The organism is Peribacillus glennii (assembly GCF_003429105.1).
Taxonomy (GTDB): domain Bacteria; phylum Bacillota; class Bacilli; order Bacillales; family DSM-1321; genus Peribacillus; species Peribacillus glennii.
The window spans coordinates 32,369-58,715 of the sequence record NZ_QVTD01000017.1 but is presented as its reverse complement, the minus strand read 5'-3'; the positions used below and the strand labels follow the sequence as shown (position 1 = coordinate 58,715).

Genomic DNA, 26,347 nt, shown 5'->3' with positions numbered 1-26,347 from the left:
GGGCTTTATGACTTTAAAGCATTGGGGGACTGACCCCAAGATTCGTTTAATGGCTTACGGTTATTTTTTTTACTTTACTAGTGTTTTTCGCCTGATCGGCAGCTGTTATGAGTAATACCGTTCCTGCTTTTTGTTTTGCAATTTTAATTGTGAAATTGCCGGACTTATTTGATGTCCCCTTGTATACCTTTTTTCCTGCCTTTATAACCACAGATGCTCCTGGTTCCGCTTTTCCTTTGACCGCCGTGTGCCGCTCAGTCACGGGATTCACTATTGGAGATGCAGGGGCTGTTTTATCCTGTACGGTAACACCCGCAGGTTTACTTTCATTTCCTTCATCATCAGCCGCTGTTATAACCAATACTGTTCCGGCTTTTTGTTTTTCTATTATGATGCTGAATTTTCCATCCTGATTTGCTATTCCATATCCAATTGTATCTTTTCCTCGTCTTACATGGACGGTTGCATTTGGTTCAGTTAATCCTGTTATCTCATTTGATTTGTCGCTTATCGGATTTATTCTTGGAGTTTTCGGCAGCTTCTGTCCGATTGCTGTTAAACCATCAGGACCATATACATATAATGTTTGATCTTTACCAATCGCGACATCCCCAGAATATCCTTTCATTTTCCACTTTAAGCTGCCATTTTTATTGAAAGCATATAAAGTGCTAATATACGTTTCCATGTTTATAGCAGTTATATAAATAATTCCATTTGCATCGATGATCGCACTCTGGTTCCATCCATCCGTGTTAGTGCTCCACGACTTCATAAAGGTATTAGAATGGAAGATGTGCTGATCACATTGACTAACCATTCCCATACTGCGAACTTCTTCGGGATTTATTGCAACGAACTTGCCGTCCTCGCCTCCAATGTAAATGGTTCCATTATCTGCAATTGCAGGTGTCGCAGAAATCCTCGGTCCAAACCTGGCACACCAATTATCCTCCGCACTTAAATATGACTCGTCCAACGTTAGTTCCCATTTGGAATCTCCATTTGGCGCTTGTGCGATTACCGAACCAACATAAGTCGCATTGAAGATGGTACCATCATCGGCAACAGCAGCAGACCCAAATTCAGCAGTGGAAGCCTTTATGAATTCGTGATTTTTAAAAAACAATCCTTGTGCCCATATATATCCCCCTTTTATTAATGTAGGGGTAGTATAAAAGCCTATGTCATGAAGCGCTTTACCTTCAGGAAAAACATCCCTGGGCTTAAAGCTCCAAATGATTTTCCCATTTGGGTCAAGCTTATATAAATCACCAGGTGAATTATATAATCCTGTGCCAATGTAAATGTTCCCTTCCTTGTCTAAGGATGGAGATGAACCTGCTACAGCATCTTCGAATAATGTCCGCCACTTTTCCTTACCATCTGGAGAGATTGCAGCAAGAACACCTGGGAAACATTTGCTTCCTTCACAAAATTTCTTATCCGATTCAGGATCCCAGCTAAATGCGCCAATATAAATGGTACCGTCACTGCCTATGGTTGGAGTCGACCCGATTTCCACATCTTCACCATTGCCAAGGGAGTATACCCATTTGGTTTTCCCATTTGGATAAAGGGCATGGACTGACCCGTCAGCATATCCCCCCATGTAGATAATCCCATCTTTATCAATGGCGATACCTGAACCGAGCTTTCCAGAACTCCACTTTACTTGAGGCACGGACGGACCTTCATACTTTGACTGTCTCGACCAATTGTATGTAGTAGGGTGAGGAGCCTCTGATTGATATGCCCCTTGTTCATAACCTTTTCCTTGCTCAAATATCAGGCCTTCACCTGCCGCATAAATTGGAATGGAATGGCTCATCAAAAGAAATAGAATGAATCCGTAAAATATAAACCTTCTAAACATTTAGTCCTCCCGCGATTACTATCAGTTCCCTTATGTTTTTAATAAACTATTACCATAAAATTCATAAACTTATAATATTCGAAACGTCTATATAAGTAAATATACCTACTTCTGCAATAACACTGCTTTCAGCACCAATGGCAAAAAAGAGTAGTTCTCAATGTATATAATTAGGACAAAACTTTTAAGGATAAAAAGTACAACAATGGATGTAAAATCTCACGATGAAATCCAAATAATACAAAAAGGATAGACAAGCGGAATCTCACACTGTCTATCCTTTTCTATCGTAAAAAAAAGATTAATTATGGGGAACTTTAATCTCGCCGGATTTGACTTTCTTTTTATATTCCTCTACTTTTTTAATTGTATTGTAGTCTAAGTTAGCAGTTGCTACATCTACTCCATTTTCCGCAATGCCGTAGGAGATCGCTTTTCCACCAGGGAACTGCCCCTTTTTCGTCCTGCTTGCTATATCATAGACGGCAACATCCACCTTTTTTAATGCAGACGTCAATGTTACATTGTATTCCTTGCCGTCCACTTTTACCATACCTTCATAATGCTGGTCACGATCAACCCCGATAACCCATATATTTTGGGATGGATCTTTCATCTTTAACTGCTTGGCTGCAGCAAAAACGCCATTTCCCGTTCCTCCAGATGCATGGTAAATGATATCCGATCCCGCTGAATACATAGCGGAAGCAATCGCCTGCCCTTTATCAGGCGCTCCAAACGAGCCGGCATATTGAATCGCAACCTCGGCGGAAGGGTTGACAGCTTTAACGCCCGCTACGAAACCTGCCTCATATGCCTTTATCATCGATGATTGAATACCGCCGATAAAACCTACATTATTAGTTTCTGTCTTAAGACCAGCTACCACACCTGCCAGGAAGCTGGCTTCATGCTCTTTAAATACAACGCTTGCCACATTCGGTTGATTCACATAGCTGTCAACAATGGCATATTTGCCTTTTTTATTTTTAATGGCAATACTGCTGATTGGCTCATGCAGGAGATATCCGACACCAAATATAAGGCCATAACGGTCTTTAGTAAGAGCCTCAAGATTCTTAGCGTAATCCGCATCAGTTTTCGACTGTTTATACGCAAAGTGAACACCCGTATCCTTGCCGAATTTCGAAAGCCCTTCCCATGTCGATTGGTTAAAGGACTTGTCATCAACGCCCCCAACATCCGTGACCATCCCGACCTTCGTCAGACCTGTACTCGGCGGGTTTAATTTCGCTAAGACTTCCTTTGGAACCGCCGTATATTTCACTCTACTATCCTTTTTCACATTATGTCCGCTCCCAACGTTGTACCACGTTGTCTTCGAAAGCTTTTTCGTACTGTAAACGGCATATACTGATCCTTTTTTTATTTTCTTGATTGTTTTGAGCTTGTTTTTCTCAATCTTAACAAGAGTTGTCTCTTTTACTGCTGTTACTTTCCCGACAACGCCTTTTTTGACGGTGATTCCGCCCCATTTCACGGAAGCGGGCGCAGCTGCCGCTTCACCAGGTAAAAATGCAGACGCGAAAACAATTGCCGCAACCAGAAAAATGAATAATGATTTTAGTGTCTGTCTCATTTCTATTGCCCCTTATCTTTCATATCATTTATAAAATAGGTGACTAACAAGACAATACATCGTATCAACCTGATTTATACGTCACAATACCTAGGTTTTTAATAGGTATAATATACCATTTAAGTGTAAATTTATCTATAATAAACTATAAAACTTTTCTTATAAACGGAATGATTTAAATTATTGTTAAGTCCTTTATCCCTTTATCAGCTTCCTGAAAATATGTACCATTAGGTTATAATGTATTGAATAATCACCAAGGAGGCATCATGAGTAAATTAAAAATTCTTCTTTTTGTGATTGTGTCACTTCTTGTAGTTACTGGCTTTATTAAAAGCTCCAAGGCAGAATTAGAGATAAATGATACTGTTGTAAAGCCTAAATTCCATGTGGATTCGAAAGAGAATATGCAAGGAATAGCGTACTCAAACGGGCATATGTATATTGGATTCGATATCGGGAAAGACCGCGGCAGGATAAGGCAATACACACTGACCGGCAAACTTGTGAAAACAACTGCGCCGCTTAAAACCGGCCATACAGCCGAATTGGACGTCAGAAATAAAAACGGACGGTTATATGTGGCGAATGGCGGAGGAAAAAACCCCTTAAAAATCCATGAAGTAGATGTAAGCAAAAATAAAATAACCGATACATTACACCTTGATAATTTAGGCAATTCCGGCCTTTTGGCGGTAGACAACGACCGCGATCGCCTGATTATCCATTCTGCGAAAAATGATAAAGGCACCCCGCTGTTCAGCATTACCGACTTTAATGGAAAGATACTAAAACAATTTAAAATTCCTTATCAAGGTGTACCGCAGGGTTTAGAGCACCATAATGGAAAAATTTATTTTTACACAAATAGCAAAATCACCGTTATTGATGAAAAAGGAAATATCCTCAAAACACATAAACTCAAAATAAAAGGGGAAAGCCAGGGAATCACGGTTGTAGATGACAAGAAACCTTATATCGCAGTGGCATATGATGAGCCCCACAGAATCTTTGAATTGAAATAAAATTGGTCCTTTGCGAGTGAGAGGGGTTGTTCCTCATTAAAACAACCGTAATGTACTTTCCAATCAGCTTTTACTGAATTAACTAAACCGTTATATACTTCCAATTGATGCTGGTGCTCTTCACATACTAGCAGCATATCAGCCCCCGCCGGAATTGCTTTTTTTCCATGTTTTTATACGAATAACATTTATTGACTGCTATACGATTTATTATGGAGACGGGACTACAAAAAGTGAAAATTTCCGATCCAAATTCTTTGTATTTCTGCTGCCTGACGGCTTAAAGGTCTAGCAGCTTCTTGACACAATACAAATCCCCACTTATAACTAAAACATTTTTAGTCTGAAATTGTGAAAAACGAGGTTGTCCCAAAAGGTTGTTGAATGACGACTTTTATGGGCAGCCTCTATTTTTTTCTGTTTTTTCCTTCGAAAAAATTTTCGTGTATGGAAAATTCTGCTTTAAATGCTTGAATGGAAATTTCCGCATGCTAAACTCTTAAAAAACCATGCTGAAATGTCAAATATAGTGCTTAAAGGCGGTTGGACAGGTTGTTACACATATGATTCTATAGAAGTGAGCTAAAATACCCATAACCAATCAGGTATTTATAACTAGTCATTATTGCTGCTCACTTACCTACTTTTACCTACCAATAAAGGATGTTTGGAATGAAACCAAATAAAGGATATACACTCCGATTTACGATTAGTTTGCTGGTTATTGCCTCTGTTTTGCTAACTGCAACCATAAGCACATATCTTTCAATAAGTTTTAATAAAAGGTCTTTAACGGCAAACTATCTGGATTACAATTTTCAATATGCGAAAAAGCTAGCTTTAGAGACTAACACACTTATAACTTCCATGCAGCAAAAATTGGATGCGGTGGCAAAACTGGCTAACCATCATACTTTTACGCAAGAAGAAATGGATCTCCTGTTAACGGCGAACAAGCACTTCTTCAATTCTATTTTTATTGCTGATTCTAACCGGGTGATTCAGAATATTAGTCCTTCAAGTGCAGGATTAAAGCCAGGTATTCAATTAAATACTGAAACAGCCAAGATGGCGGTGAAACTTAAGAAAGGGTTTATATCAAAGCCCTATAAAGCGACATCAGGACGGCTCATCCTTTTAATTTCTTCTCCTATTTTTAGCCGTGATGGGGCATATGGGGGTTTTGTAGGCGGTACGATTTACTTGGAGGAAGAAAATGTACTAAGCCAAATGTTATCGGAGCATTTCTATGGGAATGGGTCATTTGTTTATGTAACCGACCAGAATGGAAATATCATATTCCATCCTAACAAAACAAGAATCAATACTTCAGCATTGTCAAACAACACCGTGAAAAAGGTCCTTTCGGGTAAAAATGGCTCGCAGCAGGTCCGGAATTCCAAAGGAAAAGATTTTTTTATGGGTTATGCATATGAACCGAATACAGGCTGGGGGATAGTATCCCAGACTCCTGTTACAGTCTTGGAGCGGCCACTTAACCATATGATACTGCAAACGATAATAAAATCGTTACCTCTGTTTATATTGATTTTATTGGTTTCCTGGTTGATTGCGAATCGTATTTCAAAGCCGCTCCATCTATTAGCAAAAGGTTCTGAAGATGCGATTGCACACAAAAAACAAGTTCCCTCCCAACCAAAAATCAGTTCCGGGATCTATGAAGTGAAACAGTTATACAAGCATATTAATAAACATATCGAATTATTAAACAATGAAAATCAAATCGACGGGTTGACAGGACTGGCGAATCGAAAAACCTTTCAGCAGGTGATTGAGGAATGGTTTGAGAATAAAATCCCTTTTTCCCTTATTCTCCTGGATGTTGATCACTTTAAAGGCATTAATGATAAATTTGGACATTTAGCGGGAGATGAAGTGCTAAAATGCCTCGCCTCTTCGCTCCGGTCGTACTCCAGAGAGGGAAATTTGAATTTCAGGTATGGCGGTGAAGAATTCGGCATTCTAGTTAAGGCTGCTGATGCAGACACTGCATTCAATATAGCCGAACGGATAAGAATTGCTGTAGAAACCGCAAGGACTCCAACAGGAAGAAATATCACAATCTCTCTTGGGATTTCACAGTTTAACAATGACACATCAGATATAGATGAAATTATTAAAAAGGCGGACTATGCCCTCTATCAATCGAAGTCAAATGGCAGGAATATAACAACCATGTATAAGGATATAAACCATTTTAAAATAGGCAGTTAATTGTAGGGAGATTACCATGGAAAACTATTACCGTAGAATGATAAATAAATTGTCAAAAAATAATGATAACTCTGTTTTTCAGCTTGCCTTTTATCAATCAACATTTCATACATTAATTGAAAAAGCCCCGGTTGGCATATATATATTAGAAGAAGGGCAATTTGCTTATGTAAACCAGTTTTATTCAAACCTTTTAGGGTATCAAAAACAGGAAATATCTGAAATAGAATTGTCTCTGGAACAAATCATCTATCCGGAAGACCTCTCCATTTTAAAAAATCACATCAAGAAAACAGCCTTACGAGAAGATGTTGTGGCAGAATACAGGGTTAGACAGATTAAAAAAGACGGCACTATCCTGTTGACTGAAATGAATATTTCTACTTCTGAAATAAATGGAAAACAAATATTTTTCGGGACTGTCATGGATATTTCAAAACAAGTGGCATTTCAGCAGCAAATCGAGGAAGCCAACGAACGACACAGATCCCTTTTTGAAAACAGCCCGGATGCAATCTTCTCTTTTGACCATGAAGGGCAATTTCTTAGCGCCAATCCAGCAACCGAGTTGCTGGCGGGATATTCAGCACAGGAGTTAGAGCAGATGTCCTTTCGCTCCATAGTAGCAACAGAGGATTTGCCAATGGCCATGAAGAGTTTTGAACAGGGAAAACAAGGTATATCAAGTAACTACAAAATTCAGGCAGTACGTAAAGATGGGGGGAAAATACATATAGACACCATTCATTTTCCTATGAGGGTTAACGGTGAAATTATTGGTACATATGGTGTTGCCAGAGATATCACAAATAAGATTAAATATGATCAACAATTGGAAAAACTCGCATTTTATGATCCACTTACTGAACTGCCGAATAGAAAATTATTTGAAGACCGGGTGGGACAATTACTGAACTTTTTACATAATGAACAACGCGAATTTGCCGTTGTGTATCTGGATCTGGACCGGTTTAAATTTATTAATAACTCATTGGGCCGTCAAAATGGGGATGAATTCTTAAAGCTGGTAGCAACACGATTAAAGAAAAATATGGAAAAAACCGATACGCTCAGCCGCATGGCTGGTGACGAGTTTACCATCCTTTTGCCAGACGCCACTAAAGAAGAAGCAATAAAAACGGCAATTAACGTAAATGAAGCGATAACGGAACCCTTCCAGATTGCAGGTAATCTGATAACGGTTTCAGCAAGCATCGGCATTGCTTTAGGCACAGATTCTAAAGTGACAGTTGATGAAATAATACGGAATGCCGAGACCGCGATGCGGTACACTAAAAAATTCAAGAAAAACATCTATACACTGTACTCTGAAGAGCTGGATGCAAAAGCTTCCTATAGACTTTCCATTGAAAATGATTTAAAGGTTGCCATTCAAAATGATGAACTGGAATTATTCTATCAACCGATTATTGACTTGAATACGAATCAGCTGAAAGCAATGGAAGCTCTAATTCGCTGGAACCATCGGGAACATGGGCTTATTTCACCTAACGATTTCATCCCGATAGCAGAAGAAAGCGGGCAAATCATTGAAATCGGCTCATGGGTCCTGAAAACTGCATGCCGCCAGAATAAAAAGTGGCAGGATTCCGGTATTCTTCCTTTTAAAGTAGCAGTGAATGTTTCCACTAAACAGCTGCAGCATTATAATTTCATCCATTCTGTAGCCAAAACATTGGAAGAGGAAATGTTAGAGCCAAAATGGCTGGAGCTGGAGGTAACAGAGAGCATTCTGCATGAGGATGTTGAGTTTATAAAGGAAAATCTGTTGAGATTAAAGGAATTAGGCGTTTGTCTGTCAATTGACGATTTCGGCACAGGCTATACCTCATTAAATTATTTGCGGGAATATCCCTTCGATAAAATAAAAATCGATCGTAGTTTCATAGATGACATTAATCGGGACTTGAATGGAAAACGGATTACGTCAGCCGTAATATCTTTAGCCCACAGCCTAAATATGAATGTGGTTGCAGAAGGGATCGAGAATGAAACCCAGCTAAACTACCTAAGTGATGAAAGATGCGATGAAGGGCAAGGATACTTTTTTAATAGACCGTTACCGGTAAATAGACTGAAATTCAATTAATATTCTAGGGAATGATAAATTTCTTCTTTGTGAAAATGGGAAATCAAGAAATATGCAGGGTCTCTACGGTAGGGTTTAAGCCTCAAGCTGAACATTAGCACTCCATCCATTGATAGCAATATCCTATCTGTTGTTTTTGAAGATATCATCTCTTGCGTTAAAGATATATCATTTGTATTCGCTGCAATCAGACTTGGAACATAAAAAAGCACATGCAAAAAATGAATATAGGTAACTGCTTAATTAAAAATTTACCTTTACTGATAATTTTTACTATTACTATATACTTTTCAGGTAAATAGGAGTATACAGTCTTTTAGCATGTAGTCTTTTCATTAGTTTTCTATTCATGAAAGTTCAAAAAGGCATGAAAAACAGATCAATCTATTAATCAATCGATTGATAAAGAAAATCAAGCAATTAGGAGCCCACCCATATAGAAATTGCATCGGCACATAATCGGTATATAAAAACCCTTCTCGGATGAGAGGGGTTCAACGAAATGTGGCCAAAACTCTATCTGACTATATCCAAAAACAACTCTCTACTGTCGTACTTCGGCATAGGAGGTTACTTACTGTGTCCTTATCTTCAAATCTCTTCTTTTTTGATTTAGTTATGTAATCACCTTAGCGATAGAATATACAAACCCGAATTTCATTCATGTACAAAGTATTTTATCATGATTCACCCTTATAATTTATACCGAGCTTGTGACTTTCCAGTTCGTTTGGTTTTGTGAGGGTTACATACACCTTCCCGCTTTTTGTTCCTAGCTGCTTGATTGATACTTTCATTGAACTCGATTTCGATGTTCCTGAAGCAAGAATTTTATTTGAGCTGTTTTACACCTTTACAACAGAACCTCTTTCGATTTTGGAAACGGTGATGGTATCACTTTTGTTCTTATTGTTGAAGATCTTCACTTGCGAGGCTGACAACTTTTTCGTTACTTCTTTCGCTTTTGCAATTAGTTCGTACTGAACCTCTTCTGTCTCTGCCAAATGATCACCATGACTCCACTTTGCCAAGTTATAGCTGCTTCGGTACCAGTTCCACGATGGATACCTGATGTATCCAGTCAGGCTTTTCGAACCGCTTGTTCCGCTGTTCATAACAAAGGAAGCCTTTATCCCATTTTTAACGAGCTGATCTGCCACTTGTTCAGGTGATTTGTAAACTTGGGTTATATAATCTTTTGATAATTTGTAGGTTACGATAGCTTTTTTGCCCAGGTAGCTCATTTCCACCGGCATTTTCACTTTCTGTGGATAAAAACTGATCGTACCCCGCAGTTTAGAACCACTATCTTGTATCTGGAGTTCCATATACTCATAGAGCTTGGAATTCACAGGTGCTTTTGACCTCCATGTGCCCCTTATCGTTTTCCGCCAGTCTACCTTAACGTCGTATTCTTTTTTATAATAATTACTAAAGTCTTTAGAGAGATCTTTCGTGTATAGATCCAAAATTGGGGAATCAGGGTTTAGCTCCCTTTTTTCTGTCGCCGTTTCATTTGAATAGATGACCTTTTGAAGCGCACCGAGATTTTTGTCCAGGCATGTCACTGCTCCCGTCTGCTTTGATAACGGGTCCCTGGCCGTGATCACACTGGCGCATGTATTGGCTAAATCTCGTGAATCCTTTTCCATAATGGCAGAATGAATATTTATTATTAATTAACTACTGGTCGGAGCCTATTAATCTTCCGAAGTGAAAACCTCCCCTGGCGCCGTATCATTTTTCATCGGTAAAATCGTTTAACGCTGTTAACAGAACAAAACATTATCACTCAATCAATATATCGCAAACTGAACAATGATTAAGAGCCCTTCCCTGATTTCCTTGTATCTAATTCAAACCCAACAAATCCGCGGCAACTATGGTCGGTTCATAAAAATTAACATCTTCTTTTATTGCATGAACAAATATTGGTAAGATACCACTCCGGTAATACCCTGGGGTTAAGGAATGTAAATTAGTAAAGAAATAGAAGGAGCCACGATCACATACCATATCAATTTTGTGTAAATATCCGGTGTGTGAAACACTAATAGAGAACTCATAACCTCATATACTAAAAGGAATTAATGAATCCGTTGAATATAACATAAAGACTAAGTCTATAAGGAGGATTATTTTGAAAACAACAGCGTTAAAATGGTTCGTTACTGGTATCAATCTATAAATTGTATGAGCAGGTTTCTGTATATGGGAGCAAAAAAATCCTCGAATAATTGTCCACCGTTCGGGAAACAGTGATATACATTTAATCATTGAAACATAGTGCCTTCGTTTTTAATCAAACGTTTGATTGATTTAGTTTCTAATGAAAGTTGGTCAATATCGCTGTATGCTTGTGCCTTCTTTAATTTATTTTTTCAATATCTTTTCGGTCTTCCCTAGAAGGAAAATATAAAAGCAAGAGTAAAAGGTGGTATAATAACCCTATTAAAAAGGGGGACATTATATGAAAATACATACTTTCACAAAACTGCTTATCTGTTTTATTCTGGCCTTTTCCTTTCTTTTCCCTTTAACTTCAAACAGCGGCCATGCCGCTGCCACAAAGATCGCATACGTTGATGTTTCAGGCAGCCTTAATGTCCGCAGCGGTCCAGGGACGTCATATAAGAAGGTCGGTTCGCTAAAGGACAATGCCAAAGTCACGGTTTATGCAAAAACAAATAATGAATGGGCAGAAATTCGTTTCAAAAAAAAGAAGGCCTATGTGGCCACTCAGTACCTAAGGTTCTATTCATCAATTTCTTCTGCTGAAGTAAAACGAATTACCGACAGGGTAATCGCCATGCAAAGGAAGACTTGGGAAAGGAACTATACCAAAAAACAAATTTTTTCCATTATGAGCCCCGGCTTTACAACATCGTTCATCGAAAAATTCTTTAAGCAGCAAATGCGTTATGTCGGAAACGATAAAAATGGCAACTCACTGTACCACCAAATTGAAACCGAAGTTTGGGGCTACAACGTAGATGCCTTTGACTGGGATTTATCCTATAGCCCTAAAAAACCATCTGCAAAATTTTACACAAAGAGTGGTACACAGTATTTAATTGTGTCCCAATATTTCTACAACGACATGGATGGGAACCACTGGAGTTACCTATACTTATCCAGAAGCAGCTCGAAATCAAATTGGAAGGTATACAAAAATTCCAGAAAATATGATTAATTAGGAACATCTCAGTTTTCTATCAATGCTTTTATCGAATCCATACGGGCGGCTTTGTCCGCCTTTTATTTACTATGGTCAGGTACGCCGCAGCCTTGTTTTTCTAATTTTTAATAACCCAAAAAGGGTGCCCCACCGGTGGAGCACCCTTTTAACGCTGAATCCCCTTAGTATGCAGGGATATCTTTAATTGAGATTGAGATTATTGATATACTTTACACTCTTTTCTTTTTTAACCGTTTGTTCAGCCTGCCCGGGATCGACTGTTCGATGTGCCATGTGGTTCATCTTGTAATCCAAGATTCGTTTGGCAGCATCGTTAATCCGCTCTACCGGTATTTCCCCTTTTTTTACTGCTTCGACTAAACCGTTATATACTTCCAGTTGATGCTGATACTCATGGCAAACAAGCAGCAAATCGGCCCCAGCGAGAATTGCTTCTTTTCCCATGTCTTTATAAGAATAGTATTTATTGACAGCGCCCATTTCGAGATCATCCGTGACAACGATTCCTTTATAACCAAGCTTTTTCCGGAGCAAGTCTTGAATGATCGCCTTGGACAGACTTGCCGGTTTTTCTTTATCATAGGCCGGATATTTTATATGTGTGACCATTACGAAAAACTTTTGGTTATCTACTTCACTGATGATACGTTGGAAAGGATAGATATCCAGATTCTCCAAATCAAGCTGGTTAGCTTGTACTGAAGAGGTTTCCACATGTGGGTCAATATTGCTTCGCCCGTTCCCTGGAAAATGTTTTAACGCCCCGGTCACTGAAGCAGCATTTAACCCTTGTATGGCTCTCGTTCCGTAGGCATACGCCTTTTCAGGATCTTTCCCAAAAGACCGGCTATCTGTGCTGGAGAGATCAAGTACAGGCGCAAAGTTTATATTAATGCCCATAGATGCGATTTCTTCCCCGTTTAATTTAGCCACTTTATATACTTCTGAAACGGAAGCACGTTCCCCAAGCTTTTGCTGTGACGGAATCGGTGATATTTGCTCCCGCATCCGAAGAATGCTTCCGCCTTCTTGGTCAACCGCCAACATAAGAGGCAGCCGGTACTTGCCTGCATTAGCCGACTGCTGCAATGAGTTGGATAATTCCGCCACTTGTGCCGGGGATGACATATTTCGGTCAAAGTAAATGACACCCCCAATGTTTTTCTGTTCAATCAGGTCTTTGATTTCGCTGCTTTTTTGATATCCGTTGAATCCTACCATCATTAACTGGCCAACTTTTTCTTCTAACGTCATATCATCAATAAGTTGGTCTATATCCCTATTTATGTTAGTAGGGGATTCCTTTTTCTCAGTTTCCGCTATCGTGGTCTCAGTTTTTTCTTTTTTTGCATCATTACCGCTGTCCGATTCAGAATCATCGCTCTGCTTCCGTTCCTCTTGAGGCTGTGATTCCACTGTCTGTTTAGGGGCAGTCACTTCCATATTTAACTTCAGCAACAATGCCAATAATGCTATGAGAACAAAAAATAAAGTAATCGTAAATGGTTGTTTCTTCTTTTTTCTTTTTGTGCGTCTCATCATTCTGTCCTGGCTTGAAGTTTCTTGATGTCTGCTTCAGAAAGCTTCCATCCGGAAGGCTCTTTTACCAGATGCCATTTCCCTCCCCAAGTTTGGACTAAAGTATCTCCATTCGGCTTGGAATCGCGGGATACCATTTCAAATGAGGCAGTGGCTTTATCTCCTTTTACATCATCCACGACTACATATTTCACTTCATCACTTAAATTGTTTTTGTACCCCTTTTCCCAGTTGGTGTAGCCGACTTTTGCTTTACGTCCCGAGCTGAAAAGCTCATACGCGTCTGAATAGAAACCAGAGGAAATATCATTATAATGAGAATAAATAACATCCTCTATATCAGATTTTGCAGTTTCAACTTCTGCAGCGGCTTGGACTGCACGTTCTTCCGCTGCTGCCGCAGCTTCTGCTTTACGGGCCTCAGCTTCTTGAATTACAGTGTCATCAATGGTCAAATCCAGTGAATCACTGTTATCTGTGACAGGGATCGCTTCACTGGTTAATTTTTTTCCCTGCATCTTCAACTCAGCGTGAACTTTAATGGAGCCATCTAACGAAACAGGGCCGATCGTGCCAAGCTCTCTAACCGATTTTCCTGTACTTTTTCCATTAATGAAAACGGTGGCTTCGTCATAGTTAGAATAAAGATCTACTTGTTCTCCAGATAAGTCAAACTCTACGTCAATCTTGTTTCCCTCATAGTCTTTAGGGTCTACCTTTTGTTTATCGGTTACTGTAGCATATTCACCTTTAAAGGAGCCTTTAAGTTCATGTTCGATAGGAAGAAGCGGGCCTATTGTCCGCTCATCCTCTTCCTTTAATTTCCCTCGGTCTTTTCCATCTATGATGATAGAGGCATCTGATTGATTGGCAGTTACTCTAAAGTAAACAGGCTGGAAGCTTACCCCATATTGGCTAATCACTCCCCACTTTTTCTTGGACTCTACTAAAGTGAAAATGCCTTTCGTTTTAGTGCTCATAAGGCTGTCATTTTCAAGCGATTGTGCTTCTCTCCTTAAATTGTCTTTCGTTTCGGCAAGGAGGTCCGGATTGTTATGAAAATAGTCCAAAAGCATTTTAGATTCGGATTCCTCCACGACCATTTCATCCTGGCCTTTATTTAACAGATTAGTCAGAGCTTTCTCATCCTTGTTCTGTACAGCCTGCTCAAACTTTGTTACCACTTTTATCGGTTTATTCATGGCCTGTGCTGTTTTATAGCCCCCAAAACCTATCAAAGCCAGTAATAAAACTGAAAGTGCAAGAATCTTAGATTTCTTTGATTTTAAAATTGACGAAGAAGCCTTATTCACTGAACGCTGCGGTTTAGTTGGTTCTGGTTCCCGCTGCTTGACCGTTGCTCCACAACCAGTACAAAAAGTCTGGTCCTTTTTCAGTTGTTCGCCGCAATTGTTGCAATAAACCATTATCCTACCTCTTTCTCCCTCTAATTCTAAGGTAATATCTAACAATATTATATTATTCGACATTTTAATATACAACAACATGCAAAAAATAACGATCTTAAAAAAAGATTTGGTACGGTCTAGAACATTTTTATTCAAGTTCAACTTAATTATCCTGTTTATGTTAAAATTTTAACCAAAATGATGTAAAAATGTAATAAGATAGACACGGGTCTTTTTATCCAATTCAAACAAGGTGCCGGTTTGATCATTCGCTTTAACTCATTAACTTATTGAAGGAGTGGTATTTACCAATCATCACAGGTCTAACCTTCTGGCATAGGAATATAATCGACTGTTAATGATTGTACCAAATACGCTTCCGCAGACTGAATCGTGCCGAAGTGTTGCCTTGCACTACTGCCTTGCTACGGGCAGGAGTTTTATTTATCTTAAAATCTTATTAACTAGGAGTGTGTAATATTATGAGCGATTTACAAACAAAGCTTGGAGGCGGTTTGAATATTCTGCAGGATAGCCTTCAACAAGGAAAACAGAAGCTGCAGACTGCCCAGGAAATCAGCCAGCTGAAGAGAAAGCTGCAAGATGCCAGTGAACAGAGGTCAGCCCAGTTACTAAAGCTTGCCGAAGAAACTTATAAAATGGTGAGACAGGGCTCCATTCAAGAAGAAGCAATCGTTCAGCAAGCGCAGCCGATTCTAAGCCTTGACGTACAAATTTATCAAATCAATCAAGCGTTAGAAGAAATCAATCAACAAAATGCGAATGGACAGAGTTGTTCAAGCTGCGGATCATCCGTGACAGACCAGGATAAATTTTGCGGAAGCTGTGGTTCCCCTGTGTTAAGGCAGGCAGCTGCTGCCATTGAGTACGATGGAAAATGCGGAACTTGTCATGCAGGCATGCCTGTGAACGCTGAGTTTTGTGGATGCTGCGGCGTCAAAGTTGGATAACAAGGAGGAAAATAAATGTACTGCAGTACCTGTGGAACAGAAAACCCGGCAACAAACAATTACTGCCTTAATGATGGCACGATACTGAAACCTGACAAGGGCAAATTCTCAATACATGCCTCACCTGCGGCGACATTCTGTTCCGGTTGTGGAAGCTCCGTCTCGGCAAAGGATAATTACTGCCTAGCCTGCGGTTCTACTTTACATAGCTATCAGAAAACAGCCTTCGTAAAGGATGGTTTAAAACCAGCGTCTACGGGCACGGCAATAAAATCATTTTCAATTCCAAAAATAAATATAACCATACTTAAACCCGCTATTATTTCATCCATTATCGGACTTGTGCTCGTACTGATTTTGAGCTTCGGGTTATTACAAATGAACACTCAGGCTGTTAAAACAGCTTTCAGCCAAGACACTGACGTGAATATAACTTATTTAATTGAAAGCCTGAGAGAACAAACCGGCATGGATTTGCCTGAACCGGGGGCTATAATTGGTTTAACCGACATGATGATGATGTCCCACTTGGTTTCGGCCGAGCTTGATGCGAATATGGATTCGTTTGATGAAAAGTACAATATTTCTATTAAGCTTTCATTCGGCCTCGTATTCATCCTGCTGATCCCAGCCATAGCACTCTTTGTTTCCGGGATCGTCCATCGAAATATGACAGGGGATGAAAACCCTTATTCCCTTTTATATGGGGCAGCTTCCACCGCTATTTTATATGGTATCCTGCTAGCCATTCTTTCATTATTCAGCGGTTTCTCTTACGATGTGAAAAATGCGACTCCTAAGTTCCTATTAGATGTATCCACTTCCTATTCATTTTTTGGCGCATTTCTAAAAGGGACCATGATCGCATTCTTATTCAGCATGCTGGGAATGCTATTTTCATTGAATTATAGACGGGTTACAGGACATTTAAGGGATATGTTCCCATTTGGGGACGCTCTTCACCAGGGGATCTCTACATTCTTCCGAGGGTTTATCATTTTTTCAGTAGTTATGATATTCATCGTCCAGAATACGTTCAAAAAGATCGCTTTATTTGCCGGTGAGTTCAGTGACGCGGAGTACTTAACGAACCTAATGGACAAATCGTTCAGTTTTATTCTTGCGATCGGCACGCAGCTAGGTGCATTGATTTGGAACCTGGCCAGCTTCGGGTCCTTTACGGCCAGCACCACCGAGGGTATGGACGTCTCCACGATGTCTTATTCCATGCTTTCAGGACTTCAAACCAGCGGGGACGAACTGGGTTCAGAAATCCAGCTTGCATTGGCTATGACTGATATTGGACTATATATCAAATTCGCAGCTTTGGTTCTTGTCGGGCTGTTTGTGTGGTCCGGCTACAGCCTTTCCAAAAATGGAATGGCCAGCATTAAGTCACTGGCTGTCTATAGCCTTGTTTATTCGATTCTATTTGCCCTATTCACATATTTCGCGAAAATCCAATTTATAGGAGAAGCGCCAGAGCATGGGGGTCCTGGTGTGATTGAAATGATGATTGGCTTCGGCAGTTTTGCAGCATTTCTAAAAGCATTTATTTTTGCTTTTCTATGTGCCTATGCGGGAACTTTTATCCGGAAATGGAGAAGCTGACAAAGGAGATAGCACATGAGATTCTGTAAAAATTGCGGAAAGCAGCTGACAGACAACCAAACGTTCTGTACACATTGCGGTACCCTACAGGCAATTGAAGAGATTTCGCCTGTCCCGGCACCCACTCGAGTTTCCTCGAACCGGGTTAAGCAGCCCCTTTCCATGAAGGCAAAGACAGGAATAGTTTCGGGAGCCCTTGTCGTGGCTGCATTAGTGGGTACCCATTTTTATCTTTCTTCCGAAACTAAGCCAATTCATACAGTAGATGAATTCAAGAAGGCCGTACAAGCGAAAGATGCTCAGAAGCTATCCGGTATCATTAACAGTGGACAGGATGAGCTTGCTATCACGGATGACGAAGCAGCCTCTTTAATAGACTATCTAGTAAAAGAAAATGATTTTACACAAATCAGCAAGGAATTGGAAAAACAGGCCTATAGTGTGGATGGATATGCTCCATTAAAACCAATCACAGATGCTTACAACAATAAGCTTGTCAAACTAAAGAAAAGCAGCAACAAGAAGTGGTTCGTTTATGATCAGTATGTTCTGGAATTCTTTCCCATAGAACTGACGGCCTCGTCCAACCTGGCAGACACGGAAATCTGGCTTGACGGAAAGAAGACGAAAACCATAAAAGAGGCCGAGACACCTGAAATGGTCGGTTATATATTTCCTGGCAGCCATAAAGTGAAAGCCATTTACAAAGGAAAGTATAGCGAACTCACGTCAACCGAAACACTTGATATTTCAGATGCTGCGGAAAATGAACTTAGTGTTTCTTACGAGCTTGAAGGTGCCTCGGTCACTGTCTATTCTAACGATGAGGATGCAGTCCTTTATTTAAACGGAAAAAGCACCAACCTACGGATTGATAAAATAAACAGCTTCGGACCGATCGCCACTGACGGTTCCATTAAACTCCACGCACAAAGGAAAGTGAATGGCAAAACAGAAAAGACAGAGGAATTTGCAGTAACTGATGATTCAGAAGTGGAGCTGTTATTTGAGGAACAAGCTATAGAGGATACGGCACCAGTAGAAGCAGACCTTGCCGAATACGAAAAGGACATTGGGGAAGACGATATAGCAAGGTTCATGGACGGCCATTTCCAAACACAGGTCGAAGCTATCAATGCACGTGACTTCTCATTAGCAGAAATCACCATCGACCCGGCCGGACCAGCCTATACTGAAGCACGTAAATATATAGGTAACCTCGACAAACGGGGGATAACCGAGGATTACGAGGGGATGAACCTCATCTCCTACGAAAAAACGGCAGGCGGGTACCATGTTACAACTGAGGAAAGCTATACGATATATTATGGGGATGGAACAACAAAATATAAAAATTTCCGTTCCAAATTCTATGTGTCCCTTCACCCGGATGGCTTAAAGGTCTATAAGCTTCTTGAAACAAAAGAAATCCCCAGTTATGACTAATGGGTCAAAACTACGAAAAACGGACAGTGATGCAAGATTACTGTCCGTTTTTTTCGTGCATTCCGATTGGGATTTGGCCACCGGCATTCTTCCAGAATTTAATCAAACGCTTGTTTAATTTTATCCTGCATGAAAAAAGCCTGCAGACCAATCCAAATAAGAGACGTGGTCTGCAGGCTTTTTTTGTATTGATTACTGATGCTGCAAGTGAATCAGGGCCTTACTTTTTTTGTGTGACCTTTATATATTTTGTTGCACTGACGCGCCCTTTGGAGTCCTTTACATTCAATGCTAATGTTGTCCCTGCTTTTTGGGCAGAGATGCTCATTGAGAAGGCGCCTTTACTTGTAGTTTTTGCAGTCTTAATGGTTTTACTTCCAATTTTAAGTGTCACGGTAGAGTTCGCCTTAGCTTTACCGGTTATCTTCGTTGTTTTGTTGTTCACCGGGTTTACAGATGGCGGGTGCGGTCGGTAAGTCAATAACGGATGTTCTAAGATCACTCCATGTCCTGCACCGCCCTTTGAATGGCTGGCTTTGAAAGTAATATACTTTGTCCTGGATGGGATGGAAGCAATTACTCTACTCGACTTTGATTTATTATCAAATGTTTTCTTGTAAATCACTTTATTATCAGCATAGATAAATAACGTTGTTTTGCCCCTGTCCCCTGTGCGCCATTTATTATCGAGCGAGATTTTAGTTTCCAAAGTCGGGTAGGCATAATCCGCAACATAAACTTTTGCAAATGTTTCATAATCGCTGCTATAGTAAGGTTTAAGCCCAAATCCCCGGGCAACTAAGTTTCCTTCAGCCATTTGAAATGCCTCTGAACCCCATTTTCCTATATAACCATTATCGTTTTCAGACATTCCGAGATTATCAAGAGCGATCGTATCATCCTCCGACACAGGATCTAGGCTTTTTGTGAGAACAGGATTCTCAATAATTACAGCATGATTCCCTTGTGCACCTTTGTGTTGCAGAGCATAAATCGTTAGGTAATCCGTCTTCTTAGGCAATCGTAGCTTTACATTTTGTGCAGCCGTTTTATTTGTGAAAGTTTTACTGTAAAGCTTCACATTGTCTGCATAAATGCTTACTTCTGTTTTCCCTTTATCTCCTGTCGTCCACTTCTTGTCCAGGGAGACTCTTGTTTCAAGAGTGGAATAGTCATAATCGGTAATTTTAAACTGAGTAAATATTTTATTTGTGGAGGAATAATATGGTTTTAATCCATATCCCCTTCCAGCCAGATGGCCATCTGCCATTTCAAACGGGATGCTGTTCCAGTCCCTGTAATAAGAATCTTCTGCCGAAGAAGAACCGATATTGTCCAGCGCTAACATGTCCTGCTTGGCAGATGCGGGAAGAGCATTCGTTAACCTTGCATTTCCGAACAGTGCCCTATGACCTCCTTGTGGCCCTTTGGTCATGACGGTATAAAAAGTGATATTTTTTGTACCGGTTGGGATTGGCAGCTTGAGGTCTTGGGGCGGTGTGGTATTGGCAAAGGTTTTTCCATAAATCTTTTTATCATCTGCGTAAATCAATAATTCCGTTTTACCCCGATCGCCGGTGTTATAGCCGTTCTGAAGTCCTGCCCTAGTCTCTAAAGTAGTATAGTTATAGTCTTGGATATTGAATGTTGCACGCATATTATATGTAGAACCATAATACGGGCTAAAGCCTATACCCTTTGTAAAGACTTCGCCTGATATATCCTCAAAACTTGAGCTGCTCCAGTGGTCAAAATACACATCTTCACCTTGAGTCAATAAACTTTTGGTTAAATACAGCTCACTTGCATTCGCATGGACTGGTGTTTGCACCATCCATGCCATTGATACGGCCATGATTAAAACGGCCGCCAAAACCAATTTCCTTATGTTCAACTTTTTTACACCCCTTTTTAAATGATGACTTTTCACCGTAACTCCCATAACATTTCTCTTCTTTTTGGGAATACCTATTAACAGATTGTTAATAGGATTATTTTACTATAAATTGTTTTTTCTTGGAACGATTAACTTAATATTCCACAAAATATAAAAAAGATTATCCTCTGCTGACTAAGGAAATAAAGAAACCAAACTAAGGATAGTAATTAATAGAAAAAAAAAAACTACTTCTTTAATCAAACGTTTGATTAAGAAAAATAGTCCTGCTATATTGAAATGAAAAAAGGAATACCCATACGAAGTATCCCTCCCTTTACTATTGGTAGTTTACTAATCATTTCGTAACAGCTATCCGAATCGCCATCCGGTATCATATGCATCCGGTTCAAAATGCCATATCCCGGTGCCTGGTCTGGTTGCAGTTATAGCCGGATAGCCATATGTTAGATGACCGCCTTGGGTTGTTAAAATGCGATATCCAAACTTTTGGCTATCCTCTAATAGAAAGGGTGCCAGCTCTGCGCCAGATCCTGCACTAAAATGTGATAGAATTACAGCTACATTATATTGCCTTACTTTTTATTTTTTGGCCACGAAATGAACTCGTCTTTAGGACACCGGAATAGAATGTCCTTTCCATCGACATGCCATACAATCCCCTGTGTTTCCAATACACTCCCCACAATTGCAGACAATTCCTTTGCATATGAATTCTTCCAGCTTCTCTTTTTACGTTCCTTGGCAAATGCCTCTCTCTTCTTAAAACCAACCTTAAGTGCCAGCTCGTCTAATTCATCGCCAAGGGTATGACAAGTACTGCTGGTGTAGCGCTTACTTGGCTCTGCACAGCGTTTATCAGTAGCAAAGTGATAAAAACTGGTCACACCGTCCTCAATATCCGGAAAACTCATATACCTAACCAACACTTCTTCCATTTGCATTCTCCCCTTTTCAACACAAATATTGACGATTTATAAGTGAATTGGCACACGGCTTAAACATACTTGCAAACTTCTTCCCAGATGATTTCTGAAGCAGGATGGCCAAACTTTAAAGAGGTGGTACCAAATGGTCTCGCAAAGGACGGATTTGCTTGTTCGAGGATAGTCCGGATTTTACTGTATGGAACCGCTTTAATATATTCATAAAACTCCTCTAAATTCATAAAATATTCGGCATCGTTTTCTCCATTATCCGCTTTCTTTTTAACACGGCCATCCGCCACCCCTCTAGCCACAATTCCTTTTCCATTGCAGTATAGAAGGACCTTATCCTCTGGCAAGATGGATTCTATATGAGTTTTGGTAGATCGATAAGCTGCACATTTTTGCTCCTGAATCATTTCCTGTTCATATCTTTTATCTGTTTTTTGATTGGTATTTATAATGAATAGATTCATGTTGTGCAGCCCCCATTACTTAGTTATCTACTTACCATTATCCCATAAAATGAATATTTAGAAAAGTATGACATAGTAAAGATTACCATAAAAAAGGAAGGTTTCTCCTCGTTGAACTTGCGTTATAGTTTACGACATTTCAGGCAAATTGGTTAAGAAGCTGCACAAACGTCGACTTCTGGGGAGGCGGACCAGTCATGCACTCTGTCGATGCCAAAACAGGCGAATTATTATATATTGACGGATTCAGCCTGAAGCTAATAAAATTCTAATCTAACAAAGGAACTTGAATATACGTAGCATCATTTTTCTTGAACCACTTTGGTTCCGCGTTTACTGTTAGTAGGCTCCCTGCCTCTGAACAATGAACCTGATATACAAGTCACCATATAACTGCCGAGGGGTCTGACTCCTCAGCGCATTAAAGCACTGGGGGTCTGACCCCCAGTGCTTTAATGCGAAACGACAGGCACCATCGATTTCCGATGGTGCCTGTCACCTTTTAATACTCAGATAGCCTCCCTCTCCTCCGGGCTTATTTCCAGATGTTTTGCTCTTGATTTTCTTCCAAAGAGGTAGTAATACCCCACCCCTACTAAACACCATATTCCACCGACAATGATAATTTGTATGCCTGAGAATATAATGGCCAGCAAATATAACACGATGCCGAGAATGGGTGTGACCGGATATAACGGTACTTTGTACGGGCGTTTTAAGTCCGGGCGTTTTGAACGGAGATACATGACGAGAAAACATGCTACTATATAACTTAGCGCATAGCCGAATACACCAAGGAAGCCCGCCCAAACCCAGGCATTCTCAGTTATTGTTGGCAGTAAAGAAACAACTATCATGGATCCGCCTGTAAAATAGAGAGAGGCCTTAGGGACTCCCCGTTTTTCGTCTACTTTGGCAAATACTTTTCCAAACCACCCCTCCCTTGCCATGGCGTACATGACACGTGTTTGGCCCATGACTCCTCCATTAACCGTACTCATGGAACCTGAAAAGCTTTGAACGGAGAGCCATGCAAGGCCTATTCCTCCAAAAATCATCGATCCCGCTTTTAATAATGGAGCATCTGTCGATAGTTCACTCGCCGGCAATAGTCCAAATAAAATAGTCGCAAACCCTCCGAATAAAACAGTCAAGAATGTTGCCGCTCCAATCAAAGCTTTAGGAATATCTTTGGAAGGATTCTTGGATTCTTCAGCAAGAGTGGCCACAACTTCAAATCCACAAAAGGCAATGACTACAAACGGCAAGGTCTGCAGGATCGGCATAACCGTTCCATGCGGGGCAAAGTCTTTATAAAGTCCTATATCGAGATGTCCCAGTCCCAACATGATAAAAAGTGCAGAAGATACAATTAAAATAATGCCAAAACCGGCCTCTACTATGGTAGATAATTTAACGCCTACCATGTTAAAAATAATAAAAACCAGCGCTGTCGCCAGTGCACCAAGCCATTGCGGTATCGCCGGAACCAATTCATGAAGATATATGCCCACTGACACAAGCTCGACGTTCAAGCCAAATAAAAGGGCAAACCAATAAATCCAGCCTACCATGAACGAAAATGGATGGTCATTTCCAAATGCCTGTTTCGTATATTCCCAGACACCCCCGCACTTCGGGAACATGGTGGCAAGTTCAGAAAAAACAAATGCCGTGGCGAAGGTTGCAAGGCCGCCAAATACGATATAGGATACAAATGTAAGAGGGCCGGCTACTTCAGCAGCGCCCCCAACGCCGATCATAAAACCGGAAGCAACAACCGTTGCATATCCTGTAAAAAGCAATAACCATTTTCCTAGGACACGATTTAACATATTTACCCCTCTTTTCTATTTGAAGTTATACCCGTATTGAGCAAATACTGATTTCGATAGCTCCATCCTTGCTGTCATAAGGGGATCGACTACCTGGCAAATCTTCAGGTCTCCGCCAATGGAAAGAAACATTCCAGCCTCTTCAATGGTCATGCCCAGCTTTTCAACCAGGATTGAATGCATCGAAATCGTTGCTTGCTTGGCTGCTTCATCAACAGTTTTGGCTGAAACGATTGTCATCACCATTTCTCCGTCATCAAGCAGCGGAAGAGGATATGTTTCTCCTTTAATGACACTTACACGAACCTTTACTTCCCCCGGTATTTCAAGGCCGCAAATCACAATTTCTCCATCCCCCATTATGGCGTGCAAATCTCCCATTGCCAGCAATGCACCCGAAACATTTACTGGCAGATATAAAGTCGCTCCCTTTGCAATTTTCTTGCAGTCCATATTCCCGCCATGGGCCCCCGGTGTTCCTGTTGGAATGTCTTCATTGGGCGGAGCGGTTCCAATGACCCCGATCATCGGCTTTATGGGGAGGTGAAGCTTTTCATTAAAAATGGCCTTCCCATCTTTAATCGGGATGATCCTGGTTGCTTCTTTTTTGATTATTTCCCCAAGAACGCCCATACCTGGACCAACTGCCATGACACCCTGGTCTTCGATACGAATATCAAGAATTTCCACTTTTAAAATATCTCCCGCTTCTGCTCCTTCTATATATAAAGGACCAGTGGCAGGATTTATTTGATCCCAGCCAACAGAACTGAAATATTCATCTTCCTTTGTAATGGTGTTGCTGAAACAATCCAATGTTTGAAACACCACTTCAGCTCCTGATGCTGCTCGCGCTGCTGCTTCATTGTTTGGCGACATGGCCAGGATTGAATGATCTCTCGTAATTGTGACCATATTCATTTCTCCTTCCCTATAAATATAGTTAATTCTTACATCAACGGCCTGATTACACTATAAGCTTGTAAGATAATCTGACAAACATTTTTGGCTAACCCCTTACAGTAATATATTTCCTTACATTCATAAAATGCATGGTTTCTCATATGGAGGGCCGTTACTTACACTATTTATAAAGAAAAAACGTTTGGACCCAGCGCTGGTTAAAATTGTTATTATGGTTGGCGGAGAAAACCTGTGTACGCATTTTATTAAACTAACTTCCTCAACCAATTTTTCATCTCAGCATACAACTACATTGTTTACAGAAAACTATTTATATTTTTTCTAAAAAAGATGCTACAATGAACCTAGTAATTATTACCTAAAGGGGAAGTCATCGTGAAAAGCAGATTAATAGTGAAAATAGCATTAGCATTTATATTAATTACAGGTTTGCTGCTGCCTCCCGGGATATCTGAAGCCGCAACTAAAACCGATGCAGCAACAGGAAAAATTGAAATACTGCATGTGATGGAGAAGGCTTCAAGCAAGTCAAGAAAACTGGGAAGCTTAAAACAAGGGACACAACTAACGGTGTATACAGCAACAAAAAGTGGCTGGGCTGAGATACGTTATAAAAGTAAAAAGGAATATACACTTACAAAGCAGGTAAAATTTGCAAGTGTATCAAGCTCCGCAAGATATTTGCAAAAAATTGCAATTCTGCCAAAGTCAAAATATGACAAAAAAGAAGCAAATGCAATGTTGAGCCGGTTGGATAATATTCCAGCAAAGCTATTAAAACAGTTATACGAAAATGGTTACAATATTAAACTCGTAAATGGGCCAATAACAAATGAACCGGAAATGGAAGAATTTAAGGGTGTTACACCAAGAGGATGGGAAGGAACTGGATTAACATGGGATGATGTCCCCGGGGCAGGCGGTAATCCGGTAATCGTTCGAATAGGATATAGTGAAAGAGGAAAAGGACATGGTGCTATAAATCTTGAACTTCATGAAACAGCCCATGCGATTGATTATATGCTAGACATTAGCCATTCAAGTAAATTTATCAAAGTGTGGAAGGCAGAGCAAAAGAAAGTATTAAAAGCGTCCTATTATCAATATCCTGAAGAATACTTTGCAGAAACCTTTGCCATGTACTATTTGTCATCTGCTTCACGGAAACAACTGAGTGCTAAAGCACCTTTAACAGTAAAATTTATAAAGGGATTATAGAGGAAGCGGGCATTTGATAATATTGAGAACGTTAATTTCAGTTGCATCCG

18 protein-coding genes are annotated in these 26,347 nt (G+C 40.2%); 8 read left to right on the top strand and 10 right to left on the bottom strand.

Annotation, left to right across the window (positions count from 1 at the left end):
- Positions 1–46: 46 nt before the first annotated feature.
- Entirely contained in the window at positions 47–1,876 is a 1,830-nt protein-coding gene (locus tag D0466_RS19270; protein ID WP_117324158.1) for an Ig-like domain-containing protein, read from the bottom strand.
- Positions 1,877–2,177: 301 nt separating this feature from the next.
- Positions 2,178–3,476, bottom strand: a complete 1,299-nt coding sequence (locus D0466_RS19265) for a BMP family lipoprotein (protein ID WP_233522724.1) — start codon at positions 3,474–3,476, stop codon at positions 2,178–2,180.
- Between the two features lie 269 nt (positions 3,477–3,745).
- Here D0466_RS19265 and D0466_RS19260 point away from each other — a divergent pair, with 269 nt between their 5' ends.
- The 3 genes from D0466_RS19260 to D0466_RS19250 all read left to right on the top strand — a co-directional run bounded on the left by D0466_RS19260 (position 3,746) and on the right by D0466_RS19250 (position 8,846).
- Positions 3,746–4,501: a YncE family protein gene (locus D0466_RS19260; protein WP_117324157.1), complete on the top strand. Its 756-nt coding sequence runs from the start codon at positions 3,746–3,748 to the stop codon at positions 4,499–4,501.
- A gap of 672 nt (positions 4,502–5,173) precedes the next feature.
- Positions 5,174–6,736: a sensor domain-containing diguanylate cyclase gene (locus tag D0466_RS19255; RefSeq protein WP_199484590.1), complete on the top strand. Its 1,563-nt coding sequence runs from the start codon at positions 5,174–5,176 to the stop codon at positions 6,734–6,736.
- Positions 6,737–6,773: 37 nt separating this feature from the next.
- Positions 6,774–8,846: a sensor domain-containing protein gene (locus D0466_RS19250; protein ID WP_233522722.1), complete on the top strand. Its 2,073-nt coding sequence runs from the start codon at positions 6,774–6,776 to the stop codon at positions 8,844–8,846.
- Positions 8,847–9,691: 845 nt separating this feature from the next.
- On the opposite strand, the gene D0466_RS19245 is transcribed toward D0466_RS19250, so the two are convergent.
- Positions 9,692–10,498 carry a hypothetical protein gene (locus tag D0466_RS19245; RefSeq protein WP_117324154.1) on the bottom strand — a complete coding sequence of 269 codons (807 nt, stop codon included), beginning with the start codon at positions 10,496–10,498 and terminating at the stop codon, positions 9,692–9,694.
- A gap of 818 nt (positions 10,499–11,316) precedes the next feature.
- On the opposite strand from D0466_RS19245, the gene D0466_RS19240 reads away from it, so the two are divergent.
- Complete coding sequence (locus D0466_RS19240) at positions 11,317–12,039, top strand: SH3 domain-containing protein (protein ID WP_117324153.1); 723 nt, start codon at positions 11,317–11,319, stop codon at positions 12,037–12,039.
- A gap of 186 nt (positions 12,040–12,225) precedes the next feature.
- Here D0466_RS19240 and nagZ read toward each other — a convergent pair whose 3' ends face one another.
- Both nagZ and D0466_RS19230 read right to left on the bottom strand, forming a co-directional pair.
- Positions 12,226–13,587, bottom strand: coding sequence for a beta-N-acetylhexosaminidase (nagZ, locus tag D0466_RS19235; RefSeq protein WP_233522720.1), 1,362 nt, complete (start codon positions 13,585–13,587; stop codon positions 12,226–12,228).
- Positions 13,584–15,011, bottom strand: coding sequence for a TcaA 3rd/4th domain-containing protein (locus D0466_RS19230; RefSeq protein WP_158555963.1), 1,428 nt, complete (start codon positions 15,009–15,011; stop codon positions 13,584–13,586). Before D0466_RS19230 ends, nagZ begins: the two co-directional genes overlap by 4 nt.
- Positions 15,012–15,475: 464 nt before the next feature.
- On the opposite strand from D0466_RS19230, the gene D0466_RS19225 reads away from it, so the two are divergent.
- The 3 genes from D0466_RS19225 to D0466_RS19215 are packed head-to-tail and all read left to right on the top strand — an operon-like array spanning position 15,476 to position 19,021.
- Positions 15,476–15,964 (top strand): zinc ribbon domain-containing protein, encoded by a 489-nt coding sequence (locus tag D0466_RS19225; RefSeq protein ID WP_117324151.1) that lies wholly within the window; start codon positions 15,476–15,478, stop codon positions 15,962–15,964.
- A 15-nt stretch (positions 15,965–15,979) separates the two neighbouring features.
- Positions 15,980–17,575 (top strand): zinc ribbon domain-containing protein, encoded by a 1,596-nt coding sequence (locus tag D0466_RS19220; protein WP_117324150.1) that lies wholly within the window; start codon positions 15,980–15,982, stop codon positions 17,573–17,575.
- 15 nt (positions 17,576–17,590) lie between these two features.
- On the top strand, positions 17,591–19,021 hold the full coding sequence (locus D0466_RS19215; RefSeq protein ID WP_117324149.1) for a zinc ribbon domain-containing protein: 1,431 nt from the start codon (positions 17,591–17,593) through the stop codon (positions 19,019–19,021).
- A 220-nt stretch (positions 19,022–19,241) separates the two neighbouring features.
- Here the strand turns inward: D0466_RS19215 and D0466_RS19210 are convergent, their stop codons facing one another.
- The 5 genes from D0466_RS19210 to D0466_RS19190 form a co-directional block, all read right to left on the bottom strand.
- Positions 19,242–20,915, bottom strand: a complete 1,674-nt coding sequence (locus tag D0466_RS19210; protein WP_158555962.1) for an NPCBM/NEW2 domain-containing protein — start codon at positions 20,913–20,915, stop codon at positions 19,242–19,244.
- 578 nt (positions 20,916–21,493) lie between these two features.
- Complete coding sequence (locus D0466_RS19205; RefSeq protein WP_117324147.1) at positions 21,494–21,856, bottom strand: hypothetical protein; 363 nt, start codon at positions 21,854–21,856, stop codon at positions 21,494–21,496.
- A 59-nt stretch (positions 21,857–21,915) separates the two neighbouring features.
- Positions 21,916–22,320: a hypothetical protein gene (locus tag D0466_RS19200; RefSeq protein ID WP_117324146.1), complete on the bottom strand. Its 405-nt coding sequence runs from the start codon at positions 22,318–22,320 to the stop codon at positions 21,916–21,918.
- A 509-nt stretch (positions 22,321–22,829) separates the two neighbouring features.
- Positions 22,830–24,155 (bottom strand): APC family permease, encoded by a 1,326-nt coding sequence (locus D0466_RS19195; protein WP_117324145.1) that lies wholly within the window; start codon positions 24,153–24,155, stop codon positions 22,830–22,832.
- Between the two features lie 15 nt (positions 24,156–24,170).
- Positions 24,171–25,070: an acetamidase/formamidase family protein gene (locus D0466_RS19190; protein WP_117324144.1), complete on the bottom strand. Its 900-nt coding sequence runs from the start codon at positions 25,068–25,070 to the stop codon at positions 24,171–24,173.
- 384 nt (positions 25,071–25,454) lie between these two features.
- Between D0466_RS19190 and D0466_RS23110 the strand changes: the two genes are divergently transcribed.
- The gene (locus tag D0466_RS23110) at positions 25,455–26,297 is read left to right on the top strand and encodes an anthrax toxin lethal factor-related metalloendopeptidase (protein WP_233522718.1); all 843 of its coding nucleotides are present in this window, start codon (positions 25,455–25,457) and stop codon (positions 26,295–26,297) included.
- Positions 26,298–26,347: the final 50 nt, after the last annotated feature.